Source organism: Agrobacterium sp. OT33 (assembly GCF_017313365.1).
In the GTDB taxonomy this organism is placed as follows: domain Bacteria; phylum Pseudomonadota; class Alphaproteobacteria; order Rhizobiales; family Rhizobiaceae; genus Agrobacterium; species Agrobacterium rhizogenes_A.
On the sequence record NZ_JAFLMZ010000010.1, the window covers coordinates 39845 to 64458 of the forward strand.

Genomic DNA, 24614 nt, shown 5'->3' on the forward strand with positions numbered 1-24614 from the left:
TATTGCCAAGATGCGGAATGGTGAGACTGGGAAGTGAAGAATGCCGTCAGGCAGCGATCGTTTCCGGCAAAAGACGGCATTGCACCGGCAGCTTGGCAGCGATCTCCTCGTCGGTCAGATCGTCGAGCAGCTTCCAGACCTTGCCCTGAGCTGAGGGATAGACGAGCACGATCTGCCGATTGCGCAGATCGGCTGGAAAGCGTGCATCGGCATAGCCACGAAAATCCGGACCGGTCGCGCTCCAGATATGATCGAGTTTTTCCTGTCGGTTCATCGCGCGGACCGGACGGGATTCCCGGGCGATGATCTCGCCGCGCATTCGGTCGGGCGACTGGCGATCGCTCAGATCGCAATAGCCGTGAAACCAGCGGGAGCGATCATCGATCGTCAGCGCGAAAAAGACACTGGTGACGCTGGCGGCTAGAAACTCGCGCATTGCGAACATGTCACCGCGATAAAAGAGCGGCGGCAGAATTTCGAACATGTGGTCGTGGTCGGCTTCGGATATCTCAAACCACTCGCCGACATATCGCGTGCCGTTCATCCTGTCATCGTCGAACGGCGACTGGCTATGGCGGTTGAAAAGGGCGTACATTTCGTGGCGGCTGGCCACACCTTCGAACACTTTACGGATGGCTGGGGAAACAAACATCTGCGGCTCCTTCGGGGTTACGACTGAAGCGAAGCCTGATCGACCTCTCCTTTCAGTCCTTTGATTACCCCTCCTCAGCCGGCGCCTCGCGGGCAGCGGGTCAAGGGCCGCCGTCAGGCGGGCGGCAGCTTCACCCTTGATGCGCTGTCCGCGTATGCGGCAGCTCTCCTCTCTCCCTCTCCTTCAATTCCTCATTCCAGTCTTCACATCGCGGCCTCAGCCGCGAGAAATCGCAACCGGCGCGATCTGCCATCTGGCGCAGACGATCGGCGAAGACTTCTCCCTGGACATTGTTGTCGGTTGCCGCCACTAGCCACGCGCCCTCCCCGGAGGCTAAGTTTTCCAACGCGAGCGCGGTTAGCGGAGACCAGCCGCCTCCAGTGCTGACATAGAGCGTGTCGGATCGTGTCTGCTCGATCGCGGCCAGGCTGAGCGCATCGATCGCCGCCTCCGTCACACAGATCCGATGAGCGTCATTCATCCCAAACTGGAAGAGCACCTTGGCGCCGCCGGTGGAAAACCCGCGCCAGTCCGGGCCGCGCTCCTCCCAGCCAATCACGGCGCCAGCCTCATCGACATGTTTTGCCCACATCGAGCCGTAAGGCCCTTCGCGGAGAATGTCCGCCTCGATCGCCGCTGAGATGACCTCACATGGCAGGGCCCGGTTCTGTTGAAGGTAGCGCCACGTCGCCGATGCGCGCCATGGCCGTTTTCTATGGTTCCAGCGGTCAGGGATAGAAGCATCTGTTTGCGTTTGACGGAAAGGCTTCTCCCAGGTCGCTGCGGTTGGCTGAAACGCGACGAGATCGCCGACCACCGCCAAGGCCTCAGCAAAGCCGATCCGATGGAGATAGCTTGCGAGCGCGAAAACGTCGCCCTTGGCTTCGGATCGGGCGTCGAACCATCCCCTGTCATCGTGGATCACAATGACGATGTCGTCGTCGCGCCGGAATTTGACCGCCCGGCGTGTGCTCTCTTTCCGGTCTATCGCGAAGCCCTCATGCTCGAGCACTGCTGCGCAGCCCACCCGGGCTCGCAGTTCCTCAATGTCATTTTTCTCCATTTCACTTCCTTTAGTTTTCCTGACTGTTCGGGCTGGCAGCGCCCAGGCCGCGAAGATGGAAGCGCGCAAGGGCGTGGCTCGCAATGTGCAGATCTGCCAGGAGGCCTCGCGGCGAAGCCTCCCTTGCGCGCGCAACAGCGCAAGCGGCAAGCGCTCCCCCGAAGGGGTGATCGGCTCAATGAGCCGATCCATAGGCAAAGGGATCGTATTCGTTGATGATGGCGTCCTCATCGCCGTCATACTCGGCGGAAGGCATGACGCCGATCTCGCCATCGATTTCGAAGAGGGTGACCGGGACCATCAGGGTCCGGGCAAGATCGAGTGCGTGGTTTTGTGCGAGGCTGAGATCCGACATGTGAGGCTCCATCCGTTGGCGGGGCCGATCCCCGCTCGATGGCGCCCGTTCGATCTAGGCCAGGCCGCGGTCACCTCGGCGGCGCAGCCAGAGAGGTCCCAGCTTGCTCGCGAACCCCTTGTGGGTTGACCGTCCAAGGACGGGACTGGATTAGGGATGCCAGACAAGAGAGCTGGGTTCGGCAACGCCATTGGTTGGAACGGGAATGGCATTCGAGCTCGCCGCATAACAATCTCCGTGTCAGCCAGACTTTAGATCCTGCTACGAAATGGAGATCTGGATTGCTTCATGACAAGAGCGCGGCCGCGACGCCACGTCGGAAGCCGTGCATCCTGGACAGGCCCGATTACATGGCCTAAACGAGCATCTCAAGCCGCCAACGAGCTCTTGCGTAGTGTCGGGTTTTTGCATATATTCCGTGTCGGGTGTTTGCAGAAAGAAACGGACCATGCATCAGGCTAGGACATTGAAGCAGAAAATCCAGAAACGCGTCGCGCGAACGAAGAAAACTGATGTCTTTCTTCCGCGGGACTTTGCTGACCTCAGTGGTGAGGATCAGGTTCTGCGCGCCCTCAGGTCTCTGGTCCACGATGGGGCTCTGATGCGGTTAGGCTACGGTGTCTATGCCCGGGCGATGCGGTCGCGTCTATCGGGCCAGCTTATTGTCTCCAGTTCCAACGGCTTCCACAGTGCTGCTCTCCAGGCATTGAACAAGCTTGGTGTGGCTTGGGAGCAAAGCGACAGCACGAAAGCTTACAATGAAGGCCGTTCCACTCAGATCCCGGTGAATCCGACGGTCAAAGTCAAGGCGCGCTTCAACCGACGGCTCTCCGATGGCCGCGCGGAGCTCCGCGTTGAACGGTAATCCGGACCGCAAAACGCTTCTGGAAGTGCAGGAGTTCTTCGGTCTGCCTTCGCCTGCTTTGGTGGAAAAGGACTGGTTCGTCGTTCGCGCCCTGGCTGCCATCCATGATGTGCAGGTCGATGGATTGACTCTGGCGTTCGGCGGGGGAACGGCGCTTGGACGCGCGTATCGTTTGCTCGAACGCATGTCAGAAGACATTGACCTGCGCATCGTCGGCAAGGACAATCCGTCTCGCGGCGAGCTTAAACGCCTGCGAGCCACTGTGAACGAGCGGCTTGAGGCAGCGGGTTTTGCGGTCGAAGGTCATTATGTTGTCAAGCAAAGCGATCGCTACGTTCGATATGATCTGCCCTATGAACCCATCGCTAAGGGCGAGGGCGTTTTGCGACCGGAGATTAAGATCGAAATCGCCGCATTCCCGATTTGCACGGCGCCGGAAAATCGATCTGTTGCATCCTTTGTTGCTGAGGCCACCGGCGCGTCTGCCGAGGCCACGGATGTCGCGTGCGTGAGACTGGTTGAAACCGCGGCAGACAAGTTCGTTGGTCTCGGACGTCGGGCTGGATTTGCGTTTGCCGATCTTGGGCCCCTCGATCACACACTTGTTCGTCACGTCTACGACCTATCGCGTATGGATGGCCACTACGATGCGGATGAGGCGGCCGCAATCGCGTTGGAAACGATGAAGGCTGAAGCCGAGAGCCGTGCCGACGATTATCCTGCCTATAAGGCGGACCCAAGGGCTGAAACGCTCCGCGCATACGAGACGATGTCCAAACACGGAGAGTTCGCAGCGGGTTATGCGAAGCTGCTCGGCGACATGGTTTATGGTGAAAAGCCCGAGTTCGAAGCCGCGTTCGGAAAGGTACAACATTTCGTCGAACGGATCCGCAAGGCCTAGAATTCGAGGGATGCACCTACTCTACGATGATGAGGAACGTGTCTAGAGGCTAGCCAAGAGGCTTCCCAAGCCTGCCCATCCGCCGGCTTAAACAGAAATGAACCTTCGACCCCGTTATGATTTTCGGTCTCTGCGGACAAAAAACCTCTAAGTTTCAACGTCCTAAATCTCGAGACGCGACGTTAGTCACGGCTCCGGTGGATTACCACGAGTCAGACGCGACCTCTTATTGAAATCTGGGCGTGGCGGGACGACGTAATCGATGCACACTTCAAAACGTCAGCTGCACCTTCATCGAGCGGCTTCGATCACCAGCCGCTTCGAATGCCTTTACGGTGTCTTCAAGCGGAAACGTGCCAGTCATCAACGGCTTCAGATCGACACGGCGCTTACCGATGAGGTCGACGGCGAGACCGAACTCCTCGTGGAAACGGAATGTGCCCTTCATCTCGATTTCCTTGGCAACCACCATGTTTTGCGGAATGGAGACATCACCGCCGAGCCCCAGCTGAACCACGGTCGAGCGCGGACGCAGCACTTCGAGGCCTGAACGCACGGCCCGCTCATTGCCGGATGCCTCGAACTGCACGTCGAAATACCCCTTGCCCGCCGCATAGGCAGAAAGCTCTTCCGGGTTTTCTGCGACATTGATGACGCGATCGGCACCAACCTCGAGCGCCTTTGCCAGAACCGCGCCCATCACATCGGTGGCGACGATCTCGCGGGCACCGTGGGCGCGCGCTGCAATGATCGACAAGGCGCCGATAGGGCCGCAGCCGGTGACAAGAACACGCTTGTCCGTCAGTGGACCGGCGCGGTTGACGCCATGCAGGGTGACTGCAAACGGCTCAGCCATCGCCGCCTCGTTGATCGAAACGCCGTCGGCAACCCTGTGGCACTGCCAGGCCTCCGCCACCAACCTTTGCCGGAATGCACCCTGGATATGCGGCATAGGCATGGCCGAGCCGTAAAAGCGCATGTTCAGGCAATGGTTCTGCTGGCCCTTGAGGCAATATTCGCAATGGCTGCAGGGCCGGCTCGGCGAAACCGCCACCCGGTCACCGATCGCGAGGTTGGCTACCCCCTCGCCCAATGCCTTGATCGTGCCAGCGACCTCGTGGCCGAGGATCATCGGCTCTCGCACGCGCACGGTGCCGAAACCGCCGTGATTGTAATAATGCAGGTCCGAACCGCAGATGCCGCCCGCCTCGATGGCGACCTCCACCTGTCCCGGCCCCAGGCTTTCGACCTCGCGCTCTTCCACCCGCAGATCTCTGGCTGCATGAATGACGACGGCTTTCACGGCACTCTCCTTACAATACGGGTGTCGGCAGGGCGGCGCCGGTAAAATGCGCAGCCAGATTATCACGCACCAGCTTGCCCATCGCCTTGCGGGTCTCGATCGTGCCGGACGCATGATGCGGCTGCACCAGCACACTTTCGAGCTTCAGGAAGCGCGGATCAAGTTTTGGTTCGCCCTCGAACACGTCGAGCGCAGCAGAGCCGAGCGCACCGCTTTCCAGCGCGGTCAACAACGCCTCCTCATCGATATTGGAGGCACGCGAGATATTGATCAGCATGCCTTCCGGACCGAGCGCCTCAATCACATCCTTCGAGACGATATGTTTCGTGGCAGCGGAAGCGGCCAGCGTCACGAACAGGAAGTCCGCATGCCGGGCAAGTTCGACCGGATCGGCGATGAAGGTCATGCCCTCAGCATAGGGTTTTGCGCTGACATCGCTATAGGCGATATCCATGTCAAAACCCTTGAGGCGTTTGGCGACTTCGAAACCGATACGGCCAAGCCCGAGCACGCCGGCCTTGCGGCCCCAAACGCGACGTTTCAGCGGATAAAGACCCTTGGCTTCCCAGCTTCCGTCCCTCACCCAGGTTTCCGCGCCGATCATGCCGCGCGACTGCACGAGCATCATGCCGACACCCAGATCGGCCACGTCGTTGGTCAGGACATCAGGCGTGTTGGTGACGCGGATGCCGCGCTCGCGGCAGGCTTGCAGGTCGACAGCATCATAACCGACGCCATAAACCGAGATGACCTCCAGCTTCGGCAGTTTGACGATCAGGCCTGCTGCGGCGCCGAGTTCGCCACGGGTGGCGACGGCGCGGATATTGGGGCCATGCAGTTTCAGGAAAGCATCGCGATCGTCTGCCTCATACAGCTTGCGCACTTCGTATTGCGCTTCGAGTTTGACCAGATCCCATTCCGGGTAAGGGCCAACGAGCAGAATTTCCGGCTTGGTCACCGTTTCCTCCATGATGATTTATTGATTGTGTTTTGCCGATACAAAACCGGTCGCGGTGATGCGGGCGATGGCGTCGGAGACGATCCGTTCAAGCGACTGGTCGATCTCGACCGTCACTACGTCGCGCTCGCCTTGCGGCAGTTCGAGCGTGGCGAGCTGGCTGTCCAGCAGCGACAGCGGCATGTAATGCCCTTCGCGCGCGCCCATCCGCGACACCAGCAATGTTCGCGATCCCTGCAGGAACACGAATGTCATCGGTCGCCCTGCCCTTGCCCGCAACAGGTCGCGGTAGGACCGCTTCAGCGCGGAACAGGAGATGATGGTGCGCGCATCTTCGCCGAGCTCAGTGCCGAGCACGTCCAGCCAGGGCCAGCGATCGACATCGTCAAGCGGAATGCCCTGGCGCATCTTCTCGACATTGGCGACCGGATGACGGCTGTCGCCTTCGATGAAGCGGCAACCGAGCATGGATGCGAGCCTCTCGCCGACGGATGTCTTGCCGCAACCGGAGACCCCCATTACGACAATCGGCCCGATGGCACCGGCAGTTTCAGAGAGACGTGGTGATACCGCCGTCGACATAAAGCGTGTGTCCATTCACGAAAGAGGAAGCCTTGCCGGACAGGAACACCGCGGCACCGACCAGTTCGTCGACATTGCCCCAGCGGGCTGCCGGCGTGCGCTTTTCCAGCCAGGACGAGAACTCCTCGCTGTCGACCAGCGCCTGGTTGAGCGGTGTCTTGAAGTAACCGGGTGCGAGCGCGTTCACCTGCAGGCCATGTTTGGCCCAGTCGGTGCACATGCCGCGCGTCAGGTTTTTGACCGCACCCTTGGTGGCCGTGTATGGCGCGATGCCCGGACGGGCGAGTTCGCTCTGCACCGAGGCGACATTGATGATCTTGCCGCGACCACGACCGATCATGTGTTTCGCCACCGCCTGACCGACATAAAACACGCTGGAGACATTGGTCTTCAGCAACTGTTCCCAGCGGTCAATGGGAAAATCCTCAAGCGGCGTGCGGAACTGCATGCCGGCATTGTTGACAAGGATATCGATCGGCCCGACGCGGGCTTCGATATCGTCGACACCCTTGCGCACCGCTTCGGCGTCGGTCACGTCGAAATCGGATGCCGACACTTTTGCGCCGGCGGCGGTCAACCGGTTGACGGCCGCATCGAGCTTCGCCTTGTCGCGGCCATTCAGCACCACCTCGGCGCCATGTGCCGCAAGCCCTTCGGCAAGAGCAAAACCGATACCCTGCGACGAGCCCGTCACGAGCGCCCGGAGGCCCGAAAGATCAAAAAGGGGGAAAGTCATGGTGCCTTCCTCACGCCAGCGCGTTTTTCACCGCGGCCAGACCGCGACGCAGGAACGGATCCGAATGCACGTAGAAGAATTGCACGCCCTTGCCGCGCCAGTGCGGGATCTCATCAAGCGTGGCGAGGGTTCCGGCAATCTTTCCAGCGGCGCGGATCTTGTCGACGGCAACGGCCACCTTGTCCATCACGACATCCGGGCGCGGTTCGCCGAATGGCGGAGCCGGCGGGTAGCCCATGTCCTGCGACAGGTCGCCGGGACCGATGAAGAAGACGTCGATGCCTTCGACCTTCAGCATCTCGTCGAGTTCCTCGATCGCATCGACGGTTTCGATCATAGCGATCACAAGCCGCTTTTCGTAATCGGTGGGAATGGCGTAACGCACAGCATCCACGATTGCGCGCGCCTCCTGCGCGTTACCGATCATCGGAACCATGATGCCGTCCGCGCCTGCATTCAGATAACGGATGATCAGCGGTCGCTCGTGCGATTGCGGACGAACGATGGCGGCGCCACCCGCGCCCCGGACGATCTGCGCGGTTTCGCGAACATCCTCGAAGCTCCAGGTGCCGTGTTCGCAGTCGACAAAGACCGCATCGGCGCCCAGTTCCACGAGACGGGCCGCCAGACCCGAATTCGTGTGGTGCGGCGTGAACATGCTGATGGCTTCACCCGCCGCAAGACGGGCGCGCAGCTTTGCTCCCTTCATGATTTTCCTCTCCCTTATTTCTTCTTCGGCATGTCCGGCGTATCGGCCGGAGCTCCAACCCAGCGGGCCGTCTCGATGTCCGCCGAGGTGTCACGCATGTGAACCGGGCAGATGTGCAGTTCGGGAATGACGGCGCTCTTGCCGAGGCTGGCGCAGAGCGTGATCGCACGCGCCACTTCCAGCGGATCCATCATCACGGCGCGCTCCTCCTTGAGCGGAGGCCGCGCCCGGTTGTCCATGATCGGAGTATTGGTTTCGCCCGGCAGGATCGTGGTCGAGCGGATACCCTGGTTGCGGTAGGTGTTGTGAAGGAAGGTCATGAAATTCTTCACGCCCGCCTTCGCAGCACCGTAGGCTACGCCGCCGAGGAGGTTGGGATTAACGACCGCCAGCGAGGAGACCGTGATGATCGTGCCGTCTTCACGCGCGAGCATTCCCGGAAGGACCGCCTGCGTCAGGTTGAACACCGCCGTTAAGTTGACGTTGATCGTTGAGTTCCACTCCTCCTCGCTGATGAAGCGGGCGTTGAGAACCTTGCTCGCCGATCCGGCGTTGTTGACGAGGATGTCGATCGGGCCGACAACCTCCTCGACCGATTTGACCGTATCGAAGATGGCCTGGCGGGATTCGATGTCGAGCGAGCGGGCAAGCGCCTTGCCCTTCTTCTTCTCGATCAGATCAGCAACCTCGCGAAGAGGTTCGAGGCGGCGACCCGTCAAGACGACGGTCGCCCCTTCCTTTGCCAGAAGCAGGGCGGTCTCGCGACCGATCCCCGACCCTGCTCCCGTTACGAGAGCGACTTTTCCCTTAAGCAATGCCATCGGTATCTCCTATTCCGCCGCGACCGCGACGGTGCCAGAGTAGCCGAAGATTTCCTTGGCGGCAGTCGGCGTGACGAGGCCTTCGGCAAGATCCTGCTCGATAAGCTCGCGCGAGCGTTCGCTTGCCTTGCCCCAGCCACCGCCACCGGGCGTATTCACTTCGAGGCGCTCTCCGGTCTTCAGGACGATCTTGCCCTTGGGGAAATGCGGATTGCCTTCCTTGAGAACCTTGCCCGCAGAACCGCTCTGGCCTTCGACCACGCCGAAGCACGGATGACGGACGCGCTCGGAGGCGAGATAGATGTTCATCGGCGTGCGGCCGAGATTGCGCAGGATGACGCGCTGGCCCAGACCGCCACGATGCTTGCCCGCGCCGCCGGAATCCGCGATCAGCTCCTTGCGTTCCATGAGAGCCGGAACCGCGACCTCGAACATCTCGACGGCCGTGACCTTGCAGTTCGACGGGAAGCTGAGCGTATCGAGACCATCGAACTCGGAGCGAGCGCCCTGCCCGCCATGAAAATTCTGGACGGAAGCATACTGGCTGCCGTCGTTGCGCTGGCCGACGCAGTTGGCGGCCCAGATCGGCGCACCACCGCTATCGCCAAGCACCTTGTCGGGAACGATGCCTTCGAGCGCCTTGAAGATCAGCGACGGAATGACGTGACCGATCAGGTTGCGCGAGTTGCCGGCAGTCCATTCTTCCGGGTTGAGAATGCAGCCGAGCGGTGCCTCGTCCGTGATCGGGACGATGCAGCCCTCGTTGTTCGGGGTTTCCGAATCCAGCAGGCATTTCAGAGCGTAGACCGAATGCGCGTAGCGATAGTTCGTGCGGCAGTTGATCGAGTGCAGAACCTGATCGGACGTACCGTTGTAATCGACATGGACTGAATCGTCCCGGACATGAACCGTGGCCTTCAGCGTCACGTCGACATCGTAGCCGTCCAGCAGAACCTCGGCGCTATATGCGCCATTCGGCCATTCGCGGATCGCCTTGCGGGTCTGCGCTTCCGAACGCGAATGGATCGCTTCCGCCAGCCCTTCGACGTCATCGAGACCGTATTCGTCGAGGAACTTGACGAGTTCGCGGCCCATGACGTTGTTCGCCGCGATCATCGACTCCAGGTCACCGCGTACTTCGACCGGCATGCGGACCGATGCTTCGATGATGTCGAAGATGTCGTCGTTGGGAACGCCTTTCTTGAGCAGTTTGACGATCGGGAAGCGGATGCCTTCGGCGAAGATGTCGCTGGCTTCTGAATGCAGCGGCGCGCCGCCGATATCGGGAAGATGCGCGATCGAGCCCGCATAGGCGACGACCTTGCCATTCTTGAAGATCGGCGTGATCATCGTCACGTCCGGCAGGTGGCCCGTGCCGATTTCCGGGTCGTTGGTCGCCAGAACGTCGCCTTCCTCAAGCTTTTCCGCCGGGAATTTCGGCAGGAAATATTTCTGGGCGCCCGCCGGAAGCGAGGTGATGAAGACTGGGATGGACCAGGTGCATTGCGCAAGCGCCTGCCCCTTGGCATCGAGAAGAACGGTCACGTAATCGTGGTTTTCGCGAACGATCGGTGAAAATGCGGTTTTGCCGAGCACGTTGTCTGCCTGGTCCGCGATGAACACGAGGCGGTTCCACATGACCTGGAGATTGATCGGATCGTTGAAATCTGTTGCGGGTTTCGACATCTGGACGCCCCTTAGAGAATGTTGATCACGAGGTTGCCGTGGCCGTCGACGTGGAACACGCCGCTCGGGCCAACGACCGCCGTCGATTCACGCTGTTCGACAATGGCAGGTCCCTTGACTGCTTCGCCGACCGGCAGCTTGTAGTGATCGTAGACCGTGGTTTCGACATAACCGTTGATCTCCTGGAAAAAGACCTGACGGCTTCCCTTGCGGGCATCGGCAACGACGGCATCATGCGGACGGGTAACCTGATCCTTCTCGCCGCTAGCGCGAAGTCTCCAGGTGATGACTTCCAGAGGCGCTGCAACCGTGCGGCCGAACAGTTCCTGATAGAGCTTGAAGAAGCTGGCCTTCAGTTCGGCAAGGAACTCCTCCTTCGGCAGGCCGCGATCCGGCAGGACGACGGTGATCTCGTGACCCTGACCGACATGGCGCATGTCGACAGTGTAGCGGTTGGTGATGGTGTCCTTCGGCACGCCGGCGGCAGAAACAACCTCGGCGCCCTGCCCCGACAGATCGTCGAGCAGGCGGTTCATGGCGTCCAGATCCCAGTTGTCGATCGCCATCGGATGGCTTGCCGACAGATCGACGGCGACGGGGGCGATCAGCAGCCCGATTGCCGAGGAGACGCCTGCCCCTGTCGGGCAGATGACGCGGGAAATGCCGAGCTTGCGGGCGATGCCGTAAGCGTGGACCGGACCCGCACCACCAAAGGCCACCATCGGCAGCGAGCGCGGATCGACGCCGAGATCCGTGGCATGCATGGCGGCCGCTTTGCTCATGGATTCGTTGACGAGATCGTGGATACCCCAGGCGCAGCGTTCGACGGAAACATCGAGCGACGCCGCGAGCTTCGTCATCGCCTCATGTGCCGCATCTTTCGAGACCTTGAAGGAGCCGCCGACGAAGGATTCCGTTCCCATATAGCCGAGGAGGATGTCGGCGTCGGTGACGGTTGGCTGGGTGCCGCCGCGCTGGTATGCGGCAGGTCCCGGCATGGCGCCGGCGGAATGCGGACCGACATCAAGCAGACCAAGCGGGTTCTTAGCGGCGATCGAGCCACCGCCGGCACCGATCTCGATCATCTGGATCGACTGAATCTTAAGCGGGAAGCCGGAGCCCTTGCGGAAGCGCTGGTAGTGCGCGACCTCAAGGTCCGTGCCGACATTCGGCTCGCCATCGGGAATGAGGCATAGTTTTGCAGTCGTGCCGCCCATGTCGAAGGAAAGAACGCTATTTTCACCGGCAGTGCGACCGAATTCGGCGGCCGCCACGGCACCTGCTGCCGGACCGGATTCGATGAGGCGCACCGGAAGTTCGGCGGCGCGACGGCTAGGCACGAGACCACCGGAAGACGTCATCCACAGAACCTGGCGATCGATACCCTTCTCGGCAAATTCACGCTCCAGATGGGCGACGTGGCCTGCCATCTGCGGACGGGTGTACGCGTTGACGACCGTGGTGGACGCACGGTCGAACTCGCGCATTTCCGGGCAGACTTCCGAAGAGAGCGACACGAAGATGTCCGGGTTTTCCTCGCGCAGGAGAGCGGCAACGCGCTTTTCGTGCTGGGGATATTTGTAGGCGTGCAGAAGGCAGACGGCGACCGAGCGGATGCCTTTTTCCTTGAGGCGGCCAGCGATCTCGCGGACCGTCTCTTCCTTGAGCTCGGTCATCACTTCGCCATCGGCTGCGATGCGCTCTTCTGCACCGTAGCTGTTCTGGCGGGTAACCAACGGGTCGGGATATTTGATGTTCAGGTCATAGAGATCGTAACGACCTTCGTTGCGGATCCGCAGCATGTCCTGGAAACCGTCGGTGGTGACGAAGCCCGTCTCTACGCCCTTGCGCTCCAGAACCGCGTTGGTGACAACGGTCGTTGCCCCCAGTACCTGCAGACCATCGATGGAGATCGTCGAGGCATGCTTTTCCAGCAGTTCGGAAACGCCCTGAACGACGGCCTCTGCCGGGTTCTTCGGGGTGCTTAGAACCTTGTGAAGATGAAGTTCGCCGCTATCATCAAGCAGTGCGAAGTCGGTGAAAGTACCGCCAGTATCGAAAGCCAGTTTTGCCATTGTTTCCCTCGGAGCGACCTTTGCAGCTTTGGCGCTGCTTTGCGGACCCATTGGCCAGGTCCGTTCACTGGAGGGAGGTTAGGAGAGTTCGGCCGAGCTTGGCCAACACAACTACAGTCTGCCGCCATAGGGTTTGCTTATGACAATGGCTGAGATTTCAAACAGACTTGATACCGGGATGCTTGCCACTCTGCATCTCGGCGACGATATCGAGAAGCACGGATCGCGCCGCCAGTGCAGGTTCCGACAGAGGCAGATGGTCGGACGTGCAGAGCGACACCGTGGCATCAATCACCGGCGTGTTGAGCGGATGCATCTGGGCGCCGCGGAAGCTGGTCGTCTCCAGCACAACCGAGGCCGGCAGGATCGTCGATCCGAGGCCATCGAGAACGGCGGCAGCGAGTGCCGGAACTGATTCCACCTCCGAGATCACCTCGGGCTTCGAGCGTGCCCGCCCGAGCGCATCGTCGATCAATCTTCTCAGGAAATGCGACTTGCTGGGCAGTAGCATTGCCCGGCCATCCAGCGCCGACAGGGGCAGCGCGGTGCCGGCCTTGGCCGGCAGATCCATGTCTTCGGGCGACACAAGATACATTTCCTCACGGAAAAGCGGCTGGAGCGTGACGCCCTTGATCGGATCCGACGTGTAGATGAGCGCCATGTCCATCTTGCCGGTCATGATCAGCTCGCTCAGGATATGGCCAAAGCTGTCGTTGATATGGACGGTGATATGCGGAAATCGTGCCCTCATCTCCTTGATCAGGGGCAGAGAAAGCGCGGTGGACGAGGAATAGGTCGCAAGCCCGATCGACACACGCCCGGATATCGAACGAGTGGATTGCTCGATATCCGTCTGCGTCTGCTCGATCTGCTTGAGCATGATCTGGGCGTGACGATAAAGCACAAGCCCGGCTTCGGTCGGGGTAATGCCGACATTGCTGCGGATGAGGAGCTGATGCTTGAAATGCTGTTCGAGCGAGGCAATCTGCTGCGACAGGGCCGGCTGCGCAACCCGCAGGATGCTGGCCGCGCGCGACACGCTTCCGGTATCGACAATCTTGACGAAGCTTTTGAGTTTTTTGAAATCTACGCTCATTGGTCCCCGCTTTTGCGGAGAACCTAGGACGATGGGGAGGACCTTAGCAAGCCCTCCCCGCCGTTTCGCTGTCGCTTAGGACAATGCTGCGACGGCCTTTTCTATGCGGTTGCACGCATCTCCGATCACGTCCATCGATGTTGCGAATGACAGCCGGAAATACGGTGACAGACCGTATGCAGCGCCCTGAAGGGCTGCGACGCCGACGCCGTCGAGGAGATAGAGAACGAAATCAAGATCGTTCTCTATGACCTTTCCATCCGGCGTCTTCTTTCCGATCACACCGGCGCAGCTCGGATACAGATAGAACGCACCGTCCGGCACCATGCAGGACAGGCCCGGAATGGCGTTGAGACGGGCGCAGGCATAGTCGCGACGCTGCTTGTAGACGGAAACGCTTTGCGAAACGAATTCCTGGTTGCCCGAAAGAGCATGCGCCGCCGCCGCCTGGCTGACCGAAGACGGGCAGGACGACATCTGCGACTGCAGCTTGTTGATCGCGGCAATGAGTGCTGCCGGACCTGCTCCATAACCGATGCGCCATCCGGTCATGGCGTAGGACTTAGAGACCCCGTTGGTCAGAAGAACCCGTTCCTTCAACTCCGGAACGACGGCCACCAGCGTCTTCATCGGCTCATCCTTGAACCAGACCTGATCGTAGATATCGTCAGAAAGCACCATGACATGTGGATTGCGCAGCAGAACCTCGCCGATCGCCTTCAATTCGGCCCAATCATAGGCGGCACCGGTGGGGTTGGAAGGCGCGTTGAGGATGAGCCACAAAGTCTTGGGCGTGATTGCTTTCTCCAGCGCTTCCGCAGTGAGCTTGAAACCTGTTTCCTCCGGGCATGCCACGATAACGGGCGTGCCGTCGTTGGCGATCACCATGTCCGGGTAGGACACCCAGTAAGGCGCGGGGATGATGACTTCTGCGCCATTCTCGACGCTTGCCATCAGCGCAAGGAAGAGGATCTGCTTGGCGCCGCCGCCGACGCAGATCTCGTTGTCCGCGTAGTCTATGCCTATGCGCTTTGCGAAATCGCCGATGATGGCTTTCCGAAGTAACGGCGTGCCGTTCACGGACGTATATTTCGTCTCGCCGCGATCGATTGCCGCGTGAGCTGCTGCCTTCACGTCCTCCGGCGTGTCGAAATCGGGTTCTCCGACCGTCAGATCGGCAATGTCACGGCCTGCCGCCTTCAGTTCACGTGCGCGCGCGGCCGCGGCCGTGCTTGGTGAAACCTTGATCCTGGACACGCGTGATGCGGGCACGAAAGTGCTCATGTTGCTTCCTCGTCTTTGTACAATGTTCAAAAGATGTCAATGAGCGGCTTCAAGCTCGCCACGCATCTTTCCCGTCAGGAACAGTTCGCCCAGTTCATCATGGGTGATATCGGCTGGCGTTCCATCCCAGATGACCTTGCCAAGCCGAAGGATGACCGCCCGCTGGGCGACTTCCATTGCCTTCTTGGTATTCTGCTCGACGAGAAGAATGGTCATGCCGTCGGCATGCAGCCGCAACAGTTCGTCGAACACGATGCCGATTGCGACGGGAGAAAGCCCGACCGAGGGTTCGTCGACCAGCAGGACCTTGGGACGCTGCAGCACCGCCATCGCCACTTCGAGCAATTGCTGCTCGCCTCCGGACATGTTGCCGGCAAGCGTGGACCTGCGCGTTTTGAGAATCGGGAAGAGATCATAGACGTAGTCGCGATCGGCCTTCACTTTGGCATCGCGGATCGTGTACGCCGCCATCTGCAGGTTTTCGTCGACCGTCATGACCGGGAAATTGCAACGCCCCTGCGGCACGAAGGATATGCCTTCGCCCAGAATGCCTTTCGACGTGACGCCGGCAATGTTCTTGCCGCGCCAGTCTATACTGCCTTCCTTGATGGTGGTCATGCCGTAGAGCGTCTTGAGAAGGGTGGATTTGCCCGCCCCGTTCGGCCCCATCAGGGCCACGAACTGGCCGCCGGGAATGTCGAGATCGACGCCGTTCAGGATGTCGAGATTGCCGTATCCCGCACGCAAGGATTTGATGGAAAGATTGCTGTCAGCCACCGAGATAGGCCTCCCTCACACGCTGGTCCTGAATGATGTCATGCGGCAACCCTTCGACGAGCTTCGATCCCTGATCGAGCACGACGACACGCTGGCAGATGCTGGTGACGACATCGATATTGTGTTCGATCACCAGAAAGCTGACGCCAAGCGACTTGTTGGCATACTGGATGGTTTCCACCACACGCTCGATGATCTTCGGATTGATGCCCGCCATCGGCTCATCCAGCAGGATGATCTTGGGCTCGGGCATGAGCATGGAAGCGAATTGGATCAGCTTCTGCTGGCCCCCGGACAGATTGCCTGCAGGCTGATGGCGCACATCCCACAGGCCCGCCATCCTGATCAGTTCACGCGCCCGTTCGCGAAGTCCGTTGATACGGCTGCGCGACAGTTTTCCGAGACCGAAGGTCGATGCCAGCGACGGAAAGGTGAACATCTGACCGGCGATGATCAGGTTTTCCTCGACATCCAGCGCCTTGAAGGTGACCGTGTTCTGGAAAGAGCGCAGCATGCGCCCTTCGCGGGCAATGCGGTTGAGCGACCATCCGGTGATGTCCTGCCCATCGAGGATCACCTTGCCGGCGCTCGGTTGGGCAAGCCCGGTCGTGCAGTCGAAGAAAGTCGACTTGCCGGAACCGTTCGGTCCGATCAGACCGGCGATCTCGCCGCGATTGACATGCATGCTGACATCGTTGACGGCCCGCACGGCACCATAGGACTTGCTGAGATTCTGGATTTCCAGAATAGGAAGATGCGATGTCATTTCGAACCTCCGATCGCGTTCCAGAAGCGGTTGATCAGCGGCGCAAAACCCTTCTTGAACCAGAAGACAAGAACCAGGAGGCAGGCACCATAGGCGATCATGCGGACTTCGGGTGCGACGCGCAGCGCTTCGGTCAGGCCGACGAACAGCAAGCTTCCGAGCACGGTGCCGGAAACCATGCCCGCGCCGCCGCCCAGGACGATGATGAGCATGGTGGTCGAATAATACATCTGGAATGTCAGCGGGCTGACGACGGTCAGATAGTGGGCGTAAAGGCAGCCGCCGACGCCTGCAAACACGGCGCTGATCATGAAAACAATGAGCTTGTAGCGCCAGGTCGGAACGCCGAGCGATTCCGCCAGCGTTTCGTTCTCGCGGATCGCCACCATGTTGCGGCCTGCTGGAGAACGAACGATTGCCCAGGCAATCAGCGTGCCCAGCACACAGACCGCGAGTGCAAGATAATAGAAATTCGTTGTCCCGCTGACGCCGAACGAAAGAGGGCCGAGCTCGAAATATGGTTTCGGAATTCCCGAAAGTCCCATGTCGCCGCGTGTCAGCGAGATCCAGTTCTTGGAAATCGCCTGGCCGATGATGACGAAGCCTAGCGTACACATGACGAAGGAGGTGGAGCGCAGCCTGAGCGCGGGGATGCCGAGCGGCAGGGCGATTGCGCCCGATACCAGGCCAGCGGCGATCAGATTGACATAGAAGGGCGTGTTGTAATGCACGGCAAGCAGGCCGGCTGTATAAGCGCCGATACCGAAGAACGCGGCCTGCGCCAGCGACAGAAGCCCCGTGTAGCCGACGAGCAGATTGAGCCCATGCGCCGGTAGCATGAATATAAGGGCGATGATCAGCGAATGGGTGACGTAGCGTGTACCAATGAAAGGTGCGACGAGCGCGATGACGATCAGGACGGCGGCGAGCGGTATGCGCAGATCGCGGCGGCGTGCCCGGGGAGCGGTGTCCGTCAGAGACATGTCGGGTCCTCAGAGTTCGAGAAGGTTCGGCGGGCGCGGCTCCTAGAAGCGCGCCTGCGTCGAAAACAGGCCATGGGGCCGCCACATCAGCATCAGGATGAGCGTCGCAAATCCGACGGTGTCGCGGAACTGCAGGCCGATATAGGTGGCGACCAGGCTCTCCGCGATGCCCAGGATCATGGCAGCGTAGAAGGTGCCGCGCACATTGCCCAGGCCGCCCATGATGATGATCGGCAAGGTCTTGAAGGTGATGAGCTCGCCCATGCCGCCATAAACGCTGACATTCACCGGTGCTGTCAGAACACCCGACAGGGCAGCAAGCGCCGCACCGAGGATGAAGGTTCGCAGTACCACCTGCGGCACGTCGATGCCGACCACGCCGCAGCACTGGATGTTCTGCGACACCGCACGCATGGCCATGCCGAGGCGGCTGTAGGTGACCATCAGCTCCAAGCCGATGAAGACCAGAAGGCAGACAACGAGAATTATGATGCGTTGCTGCGCCAGCGAGAAGCCGAGGATGGAAACCGGCTCGATGTAGCCGCCGGCAAAAAACTTGTAGCCGCCACCGAACACGAAGATGACCGTGTTCTGCAGGATGAGGGCAATACCGAGGGTGGCAAGCACGCCGGACTCCGCCGGCGCGCCCACCATCCTGCGCATCACGAGTTGCCCCACCACATAGGCAACGACAATCGTCGACAGGACACCGACGACGATTGAGGCTTCATAGGAAAGACCGAGATAGTCGATGGCAAACCATGCCCCGAACGTCCCCAGCATGTAATATTCGCCGTGAGCGAAATTGATGGCCCGCAGCACGCCGAAGATCATCGTCATGCCGACGGCGACGATCGCATAAACGGAACCGGTGACGATGCCGTTTATGACCTGCTCGATGATTGTCGAGAACATGGTTGGTCTCCCTCCCCGTCTATCAGTTGGCCGGGTACTGGATTTCCGCCGTATAGGCGCCCTTGATGCTCGGCTTGCCGTCTTCGATCTGCAGCAGGATCATCGGCAGGCGCGCCTGGTTGTGATCGTCGAAAGTGACCTCGCCGACAGGGCTCGTATACTTGATCTTGGACAGCGCCTCGCGGACCTTCTCCTTATCCGACGTTCCCGCTTCCTTGATGGCCTGCGCCAACAGGTTGACCGTGTCCCAATGAACATAGGCGTGGTTGTTTGGGGCTTCCTTGTAGGTGGCGTTGAACTTCTCGACGAAAGCCTTGCTGGCCGGGCTGTCATATTGCGGAAGCCAGGCTGCCGCCTCAACCGCACCTTCCATCGCCTTCGGCGCGGACTTGATGGTCTTTTCGGTGTTGAATTCACCGTTGCCGATCAGCGTGACCTTGCCGGCCAGACCAAGTTCCAGCATCTGGCGCGCAATGATCGGGGTCGTATCCGCCAGGCCGTACAGGATGATCGCCTGCGCACCGTTGTCACGGATCTTGGCCAGAACGCTGCGGAAGTCGACCTCGCCTTCCTTGTAATAATCCTCGCTGAGGATTTCGCCCTTGAAGTCGGGGAGATATTTCTTGGTGAAGGTAATCGCCGAGCGACCGTAGTCGCTGTCCACCGAAAGGACCGCGAACTTGGTGAAGCCGCGCTGTTCGGCTGCGTATTTGGCCACGACCAGTGCGCGATTTTCATCGGTCGGATAGTTGCGGAAGGTCCATTTGAACCCACCGACACCTGCCTGATATGTGATCTTGGGGTTTGACGAGGCGGCGTTGAGAAGAAGGACTTCGGCATCTTCCGCCACCGGCTGCATGGCCAGCGTAACCGAACTTGACACGTCGCCGATTACGAAGCTGACACCATCCTGATCGATCAGGCGGCGCGTTGCCGAAACACCTTCGACCGGCGTGCCCTGGCTGTCGGCATTGAAGAGTTCGATCTTTTGGCCATTGATGCCGCCGGCATCGTTGATGTCTTTCACCGCCAGCTCGGCGCCACGCATTGAAAAAGCGCCGTATCGGGCATTGGGACCGCTCATCGGCGCGACGACGCCGACCTTGATGCTATCGGCAGCGCTGGCATGGGCGATCGGCTGAGCGCCGAAGGCCGAGATAGCTGCTGCGGAAATCAGAAGAAACCTGCGTGTAATTCTACGTGTCATGTTCCCACTCCGTTTTTCGGATTTATCTTTCCGGCCCTGATGTCCGGTCGCCTCCTGCCGCTTATGCGGTTCTTGTCGATTAACGTCTCGCTAATCTTTCGGGCAGAGTAGGTTCATGTCAGGACTTTTGGCCAACACAACTCCTTTCTGCCGCTATAGCGTTTCCTTATGCCGCGACTTGACCTCGCCCGCCAGCGGCCGATCGGCACCCCCTCCCCGAAACTGCGATGGCGGACCGAAAGAACATGAAAACAGTTGATTAACCAAGTGTCTTTCCAAAAACACGGATAGCGCGGCGTTGCATGAAGGCCGCAAAGGACCTTCAAGCTGTGCTCCGCAGCAAGCTGCGTAGTCATCTGTTTCGAGCTGACAGCGGAGAAGTTGGGCTTAGTTGAGCTCTTGATGGGATGTGAACCATCGACCCTCAAATAACTCCACGTAAATCATTGATTATCAAAAATCTAAACTGATCTTATCTCTTTTTGCCGAGCAGAACCATTGCTCATGGCTTGACGGCATCCACAAAGGTAACCGCGTCACTTTTTTCACACGGCATTTAAACATGCCGTGTCGCGCTTGAACGAAAAATGCAACCATATGAATGGGGTCGGCGAATCGGCACTCGTGGGGATGCGCATCGAAAATGACACTCAGTTTGGCGGCGACGGATCATGACCAACTATGTCATGGGTGGTCTTGGGAGATCGAAGACGAGGACGAACTTGTCGATCAGGTAGCCCGCGTCACGCTCGGACAGTACCGACACATCTCCAAGGTACTGCAGCGACTGGCCCCAAGGCCGCCAACGACGACCGCCGAGCACGTTGCGGACGCGCTTGACAAGCTCGCACTGGACGCAGATGGCTCTTCATCGAAGCGCGATGGTTGGATTTTCCAAGTAATCTCTTGGATTGCTGCCAATGCTAACCGCGGCAACGCGTTCATTCGAGCCCCCCATATTCGCAAGGCTGACCACGGTTTCGACGGCATGCAGCTGGAGATGTCGGCAGACGGTAGCACGGTGTCGGCGATCGTGATTTTCGAGGACAAGGCCACGACATCACCTCGAGACACGGTACGCAACAAGGTCTGGCCTGAGGTTCAAAAGCTCGAAATCGGACAGCGGATCACGGAACTGACGCATGAAGCGACTTCGATGCTTGAGGCCCTCCATGGCTCCGCATCCGATTTCGCGATCGAGGAAGCCATCGAAAAGATAATCTGGAAAGACGCAAGGCGCTACCGGATAAGCATAACCGTCAAAGACAAGCATCTCGATGACAACGTCCGCAAGGGACTTTTTAAGGGCTACAATGATCTTGTAACCGGCAATGTAAACCGTCGTCGTGCAGAAACAATCTTTATCCCGAATATGAGGGGTTGGATGGAGGCTTTCACCGACAAGGTCGAAACTCGCATATCCGAGCTCGCTCCCCATGTTTGATGCCTCGACTGTATCTCTAATCGCCTCAGGCCCGGAACTGGCGGGCGTCAATCTTGAAGAGCTCCCTAAGGAATTTACCAAGGCGTATGCGGAGATAGTCGCGGCGAGATTGCGGTTTACAGACGATCAGGACGAGAACCTTTCTCCAGCACTGATAGGCACGCTTCGCCGGATGAGACGCCTCTCGGCGACACACGAAGCCCTAGTTGCGTTACTTCCGGACCGTGAGAATCGGGCCGCAGCGGCATTCATTTCGGGAACGGCGCACCAAGTTTATGCCCAAGGTATTGCACTACGGCAGAGTCGACCTCGGCAGAGCTTCATCACCAGATCCTCTGTTTCGCCCGAAGTTTGCGCAACGCTTCTCTTCATGATCGCTGACTCTTTCGCGGACGCGGCCGAGGCTTCCAAAGCGATCCTCCCTGATCAGATAAGAGCTACCAAAATCGAGGATGCTCTGCTTCTCTCCATCCGTTGCCTTGCTAAGGGTGAGCTGAACAATATTCTGGATATGGACGACCCAGCGTTTGACGAAGATGCGCCACTCGATGACCAGGCACAACAGGCACTCCTTCTCCATCTGTTCATTGGAGTTAGGAAGCTAGCCAGGCAGCTCCTCTTGAGAACCGATGATGAAGATTTAACCGAGGGAGAAACTGCTCAGGCGACATTCGCAAAAGTAAAAGCCTTAAGCGTTGATGAAATTGCGGACAACGCGGTCTATAGTCTTTTCTCCGGCCCTCTTCACCTTGCAAACCTCCTCCTTGCCGTTGAGCGGGATCTTATGGTTACAGCGATCGCCCGCACTCCGACCCCAGGCGGCGTCGGAGAGCCGGCTTGGCGGAAAATAGTTAAGAGAATGGCGGCGAAGCGCCCATATCTCTGGCGAAACCACCGGGATGCGATTGATAAGGGCTATCTCGAACAGGGGGTTTCGGCCGCGATCAGCTTCCCGACAGGCGGCGGGAAGTCCACGCTGGCCGAATTGAAGATCGCGGCAGCTCTTTTACGCGGCGAGCAGGTGGTCTTCCTCGCGCCTACCAACGCTCTGGTCGACCAGACTGCAACGGCGCTTGCAAAGACATTCCAGGATTACGAGGTTGTCAGCGAACTTGAGGACGAGGTCACTTTCGCTGACGTCGTGGTGCTACCCTCCGTGATAGTCACCACGCCAGAAAGATGCCTCCTTCTCCATTCGGTCCAGCCCGAGGCATTTGAAGACCTCGGCCTCATTGTTTTCGACGAATGCCATTTGCTCCATCCAAGAGATGACGACAGAAGCCGACGCGCTGTAGACGCGATGCTGACCGTCCTCAATCTAACGGCGACAGCACCATCTGCCGACGTTCTGCTGCTCTCTGCGATGATGAAAAACGCAGGCGAAATAGCGTCGTGGGTGCAGAAACTGACCGGCCGCGATTGCCTTGCTCTGGATTTGACGTGGAAGCCGACACGCCAGATCCGAGGGACCGTCGTTTATCCCGCGAACCGCATATCCGAGCTATTGAAGATTTTGATCCAGGCGCGGCAGGACTATCCGCAGAAAAAAAACGGCGCGCCGGCAAAAATAGAGCGACAGCTGAACGCGCCGCCAGTCGGCCTCTTCTCCTTGCACCAGACTTGGGCCAGTACGGATACGGAAGAATACACCTTATTGAAATTGATCGACAACGCGCCGCATTTCAGTACGGCAGTGGGCAGGCAACGCCAATGGCGACTCACACCCAACGGTAATAAACTGAGTGCTACCATCGCTGCGGCGTCCTCGGCGAGCGGCATCAAGACCTTGGTTTTCGTTCAGACAACTGTACTTGCGAATGCCGCAAGCCGCGATTTCCACAAACTCCATCAGTCTCTGCCTGTGACGCTGACTGAGAGTGAGCGGAAATGGCGAACTATTGTCGTCGAGGAGATGGGCGGATCGGAATACTGCTATCTGCGTCTCGACGAAGACGGGACCTTCAGTGGCGGGGCGGCAAGCCATCACGGCCTCCTTCTCAGGGAGGAACGCCATCTGCATGAATCACTCTTCAAAAGGCCAGACGGCATCGGCGTGCTTTTCGCTACCTCGACCCTTGCGCAGGGTATGAATCTTCCTGCGGAAATCGTGATAATCGCGGGCGATAGCCGCTTCGATCCGGCGGCCAACAGGATGGAAGTCTTGGAAGCGCACGAGGTGCTCAACGCCGCCGGGCGGGCCGGACGGGCCGGCGAGCGCTCTCAAGGACTCGTATTGGTCGTCCCTAGCCGCGTTATCGACTTCGACGAGGCGACCGGCGAAATAGGCGATCACTGGGAAACTTTGCGAAACATCTTCCAGCAGTCGGATCAATGCCTCGAGATCAATGACCCCCTAACAGAGCTGTTGGATCGAATTCATGTCAGTGCGGTGGAAGGTGGCATGGCTTCTTATCTAGTGAGCAAGCTGCCTCTATCTTCTGGTGAAGACGAGTTCGAGGGGGCGAGAACATTGCTCTCTCGCTCTTTTGCGGCGTACAGGGCACGCCGGGACGGCAACGAACAATGGATCGAGAGCCGTATCGAAGCAGCACTAGACGCCAAGGCTCTCATGGGCGAATCGTCAGTACGAGGGTGGATGGACCTCGTTTCTGGATCGACAGGCGTTTCTGTGCAAAATCTGCGTGAGATCCAGACACTGCTCGACAACGGCATTCTCGAAGGAAGCGCGATCGAGATTATGACGAAGTTGCTCAAATGGATCGCGGAAATCCCGGATCGACTGCTCGACTTCGTCAGGCCCGAAAACCTCGAAGGGCTTTTTGGCGAGGCCTACAAGAAACTGCCTTCGGACGAAGAGCGGGGGGAGCAAGGCCTATCTGCGCTTCTAAATATTTTGCCCCTCTGGATGTCTGCGAGACCTCTATGCGAAATCGAGCGGCACTACACGGGTAGCCAAGACGTCGGTAATTGTAAGTTTGCGCGGCAGTTCGCGCTAAGGGTTGTCCAGGATTTGGCATTCATCGCGGGCCTTCCTGCCAGAATCCTGATCGCCCGAAATGTTGCTGGTGATCTCGCAGGAGAACCGACCACACCCATCTCAACTGTATTGTCGACACTCGCTGCGATCGTACGCGAAGGATGCGATAGCCCCGACTCGCTCGCAAGTCGACTGGAAGAGGGCCGCGCCATTTCGCGGGTAAGGGCAATGGCACTTTATCATGCCTGTAGACCGTATATTGAAGATGGCGGCGCATTCGAAGATTTCGACGACACGCGGGACCGGGTGAGGCGCGGAAAAGCATTGTATAACTTCCTAGAATAAAGCGACTGATTTGACGGCCGTGGGTCGAACCTGATTCACTCTTGTCGACGGAGCGATTAACTCCAACCTTCAAAGCTGACCCGTGTCCCTTCACGGGTGCTTTTCTGTTCCGTAGAAATTTTATGCCAATCGCCTGCGATATTTGATGCCTCA

Annotated in this window: 22 protein-coding genes; 4 read left to right on the top strand and 18 right to left on the bottom strand. The window is 59.1% G+C overall.

Annotation, left to right across the window (positions count from 1 at the left end):
* Positions 1-46 precede the first annotated feature (46 nt).
* The 3 genes from JZX88_RS22240 to JZX88_RS22250 form a co-directional block, all read right to left on the bottom strand.
* The gene (locus JZX88_RS22240) at positions 47-652 is read right to left on the bottom strand and encodes a DUF1419 domain-containing protein (RefSeq protein ID WP_206914738.1); all 606 of its coding nucleotides are present in this window, start codon (positions 650-652) and stop codon (positions 47-49) included.
* A 130-nt stretch (positions 653-782) separates the two neighbouring features.
* Entirely contained in the window at positions 783-1715 is a 933-nt protein-coding gene (locus JZX88_RS22245) for a DUF3991 and toprim domain-containing protein (protein ID WP_206914851.1), read from the bottom strand.
* Between the two features lie 175 nt (positions 1716-1890).
* Entirely contained in the window at positions 1891-2070 is a 180-nt protein-coding gene (locus JZX88_RS22250; protein WP_020046815.1) for a hypothetical protein, read from the bottom strand.
* Positions 2071-2536: 466 nt separating this feature from the next.
* On the opposite strand from JZX88_RS22250, the gene JZX88_RS22255 reads away from it, so the two are divergent.
* On the top strand, positions 2537-2935 hold the full coding sequence (locus JZX88_RS22255; RefSeq protein ID WP_246753521.1) for a DUF6088 family protein: 399 nt from the start codon (positions 2537-2539) through the stop codon (positions 2933-2935).
* On the top strand, positions 2925-3836 hold the full coding sequence (locus tag JZX88_RS22260; RefSeq protein WP_246753522.1) for a nucleotidyl transferase AbiEii/AbiGii toxin family protein: 912 nt from the start codon (positions 2925-2927) through the stop codon (positions 3834-3836). Before JZX88_RS22255 ends, JZX88_RS22260 begins: the two co-directional genes overlap by 11 nt.
* A gap of 271 nt (positions 3837-4107) precedes the next feature.
* On the opposite strand, the gene JZX88_RS22265 is transcribed toward JZX88_RS22260, so the two are convergent.
* From JZX88_RS22265 to JZX88_RS22335, 15 genes are all read right to left on the bottom strand, one after another.
* A complete protein-coding gene (locus JZX88_RS22265; RefSeq protein ID WP_206914741.1) occupies positions 4108-5139 on the bottom strand; it encodes an alcohol dehydrogenase catalytic domain-containing protein in 1032 nt (343 codons plus the stop codon).
* 10 nt (positions 5140-5149) lie between these two features.
* Positions 5150-6097 carry an NAD(P)-dependent oxidoreductase gene (locus tag JZX88_RS22270; RefSeq protein WP_206914742.1) on the bottom strand — a complete coding sequence of 316 codons (948 nt, stop codon included), beginning with the start codon at positions 6095-6097 and terminating at the stop codon, positions 5150-5152.
* Between the two features lie 18 nt (positions 6098-6115).
* Positions 6116-6679 (bottom strand): gluconokinase, encoded by a 564-nt coding sequence (locus tag JZX88_RS22275; RefSeq protein WP_206914743.1) that lies wholly within the window; start codon positions 6677-6679, stop codon positions 6116-6118.
* Entirely contained in the window at positions 6648-7415 is a 768-nt protein-coding gene (locus tag JZX88_RS22280; protein ID WP_206914744.1) for an SDR family oxidoreductase, read from the bottom strand. The genes JZX88_RS22275 and JZX88_RS22280 overlap by 32 nt, the downstream gene beginning before the upstream one ends.
* 10 nt (positions 7416-7425) lie before the next feature.
* The gene (locus JZX88_RS22285; protein ID WP_206914745.1) at positions 7426-8124 is read right to left on the bottom strand and encodes an HpcH/HpaI aldolase/citrate lyase family protein; all 699 of its coding nucleotides are present in this window, start codon (positions 8122-8124) and stop codon (positions 7426-7428) included.
* 14 nt (positions 8125-8138) lie between these two features.
* Positions 8139-8945 carry an SDR family NAD(P)-dependent oxidoreductase gene (locus tag JZX88_RS22290; RefSeq protein ID WP_206914746.1) on the bottom strand — a complete coding sequence of 269 codons (807 nt, stop codon included), beginning with the start codon at positions 8943-8945 and terminating at the stop codon, positions 8139-8141.
* Positions 8946-8954: 9 nt separating this feature from the next.
* Positions 8955-10631: a hydantoinase B/oxoprolinase family protein gene (locus JZX88_RS22295; protein WP_206914747.1), complete on the bottom strand. Its 1677-nt coding sequence runs from the start codon at positions 10629-10631 to the stop codon at positions 8955-8957.
* Between the two features lie 11 nt (positions 10632-10642).
* Entirely contained in the window at positions 10643-12706 is a 2064-nt protein-coding gene (locus tag JZX88_RS22300) for a hydantoinase/oxoprolinase family protein (RefSeq protein WP_206914748.1), read from the bottom strand.
* A 157-nt stretch (positions 12707-12863) separates the two neighbouring features.
* Positions 12864-13802 carry a nitrogen assimilation transcriptional regulator NAC gene (nac, locus tag JZX88_RS22305; RefSeq protein WP_206914749.1) on the bottom strand — a complete coding sequence of 313 codons (939 nt, stop codon included), beginning with the start codon at positions 13800-13802 and terminating at the stop codon, positions 12864-12866.
* A 75-nt stretch (positions 13803-13877) separates the two neighbouring features.
* On the bottom strand, positions 13878-15086 hold the full coding sequence (locus JZX88_RS22310) for an aspartate transaminase (protein WP_206914750.1): 1209 nt from the start codon (positions 15084-15086) through the stop codon (positions 13878-13880).
* Positions 15087-15122: 36 nt separating this feature from the next.
* A complete protein-coding gene (locus JZX88_RS22315; protein ID WP_206914751.1) occupies positions 15123-15863 on the bottom strand; it encodes an ATP-binding cassette domain-containing protein in 741 nt (246 codons plus the stop codon).
* Positions 15856-16629, bottom strand: a complete 774-nt coding sequence (locus JZX88_RS22320; protein WP_206914752.1) for an ABC transporter ATP-binding protein — start codon at positions 16627-16629, stop codon at positions 15856-15858. The genes JZX88_RS22315 and JZX88_RS22320 overlap by 8 nt, the downstream gene beginning before the upstream one ends.
* Positions 16626-17612, bottom strand: a complete 987-nt coding sequence (locus JZX88_RS22325; RefSeq protein ID WP_206914753.1) for a branched-chain amino acid ABC transporter permease — start codon at positions 17610-17612, stop codon at positions 16626-16628. The genes JZX88_RS22320 and JZX88_RS22325 overlap by 4 nt, the downstream gene beginning before the upstream one ends.
* A gap of 42 nt (positions 17613-17654) precedes the next feature.
* Positions 17655-18527, bottom strand: a complete 873-nt coding sequence (locus tag JZX88_RS22330) for a branched-chain amino acid ABC transporter permease (protein ID WP_206914754.1) — start codon at positions 18525-18527, stop codon at positions 17655-17657.
* Positions 18528-18549: 22 nt separating this feature from the next.
* Positions 18550-19734 (bottom strand): ABC transporter substrate-binding protein, encoded by a 1185-nt coding sequence (locus JZX88_RS22335; RefSeq protein ID WP_206914755.1) that lies wholly within the window; start codon positions 19732-19734, stop codon positions 18550-18552.
* 643 nt (positions 19735-20377) lie between these two features.
* Here JZX88_RS22335 and JZX88_RS22340 point away from each other — a divergent pair.
* Complete coding sequence (locus JZX88_RS22340) at positions 20378-21178, top strand: hypothetical protein (RefSeq protein WP_206914756.1); 801 nt, start codon at positions 20378-20380, stop codon at positions 21176-21178.
* Positions 21171-24461 (top strand): DEAD/DEAH box helicase, encoded by a 3291-nt coding sequence (locus tag JZX88_RS22345; protein ID WP_206914757.1) that lies wholly within the window; start codon positions 21171-21173, stop codon positions 24459-24461. The genes JZX88_RS22340 and JZX88_RS22345 overlap by 8 nt, the downstream gene beginning before the upstream one ends.
* Positions 24462-24614 lie beyond the last annotated feature (153 nt).

Bases quoted from the DNA above. Each gene is read 5' to 3' on its own strand.
- JZX88_RS22280 (WP_206914744.1), bottom strand. From the start codon at position 7,415: ATGACTTTCCCCCTTTTTGATCTTTCGGGCCTCCGGGCGCTCGTGACG.
- JZX88_RS22345 (WP_206914757.1), top strand. From the start codon at position 21,171: ATGTTTGATGCCTCGACTGTATCTCTAATCGCCTCAGGCCCGGAACTG.
- JZX88_RS22290 (WP_206914746.1), bottom strand. From the start codon at position 8,945: ATGGCATTGCTTAAGGGAAAAGTCGCTCTCGTAACGGGAGCAGGGTCG.
- JZX88_RS22325 (WP_206914753.1), bottom strand. From the start codon at position 17,612: ATGTCTCTGACGGACACCGCTCCCCGGGCACGCCGCCGCGATCTGCGC.
- JZX88_RS22330 (WP_206914754.1), bottom strand. From the start codon at position 18,527: ATGTTCTCGACAATCATCGAGCAGGTCATAAACGGCATCGTCACCGGT.
- JZX88_RS22335 (WP_206914755.1), bottom strand. From the start codon at position 19,734: ATGACACGTAGAATTACACGCAGGTTTCTTCTGATTTCCGCAGCAGCT.
- JZX88_RS22300 (WP_206914748.1), bottom strand. From the start codon at position 12,706: ATGGCAAAACTGGCTTTCGATACTGGCGGTACTTTCACCGACTTCGCA.
- JZX88_RS22245 (WP_206914851.1), bottom strand. From the start codon at position 1,715: ATGGAGAAAAATGACATTGAGGAACTGCGAGCCCGGGTGGGCTGCGCA.
- JZX88_RS22310 (WP_206914750.1), bottom strand. From the start codon at position 15,086: ATGAGCACTTTCGTGCCCGCATCACGCGTGTCCAGGATCAAGGTTTCA.
- JZX88_RS22240 (WP_206914738.1), bottom strand. From the start codon at position 652: ATGTTTGTTTCCCCAGCCATCCGTAAAGTGTTCGAAGGTGTGGCCAGC.
- nac (WP_206914749.1), bottom strand. From the start codon at position 13,802: ATGAGCGTAGATTTCAAAAAACTCAAAAGCTTCGTCAAGATTGTCGAT.
- JZX88_RS22340 (WP_206914756.1), top strand. From the start codon at position 20,378: ATGACACTCAGTTTGGCGGCGACGGATCATGACCAACTATGTCATGGG.
- JZX88_RS22320 (WP_206914752.1), bottom strand. From the start codon at position 16,629: ATGACATCGCATCTTCCTATTCTGGAAATCCAGAATCTCAGCAAGTCC.
- JZX88_RS22275 (WP_206914743.1), bottom strand. From the start codon at position 6,679: ATGTCGACGGCGGTATCACCACGTCTCTCTGAAACTGCCGGTGCCATC.
- JZX88_RS22295 (WP_206914747.1), bottom strand. From the start codon at position 10,631: ATGTCGAAACCCGCAACAGATTTCAACGATCCGATCAATCTCCAGGTC.
- JZX88_RS22250 (WP_020046815.1), bottom strand. From the start codon at position 2,070: ATGTCGGATCTCAGCCTCGCACAAAACCACGCACTCGATCTTGCCCGG.
- JZX88_RS22285 (WP_206914745.1), bottom strand. From the start codon at position 8,124: ATGAAGGGAGCAAAGCTGCGCGCCCGTCTTGCGGCGGGTGAAGCCATC.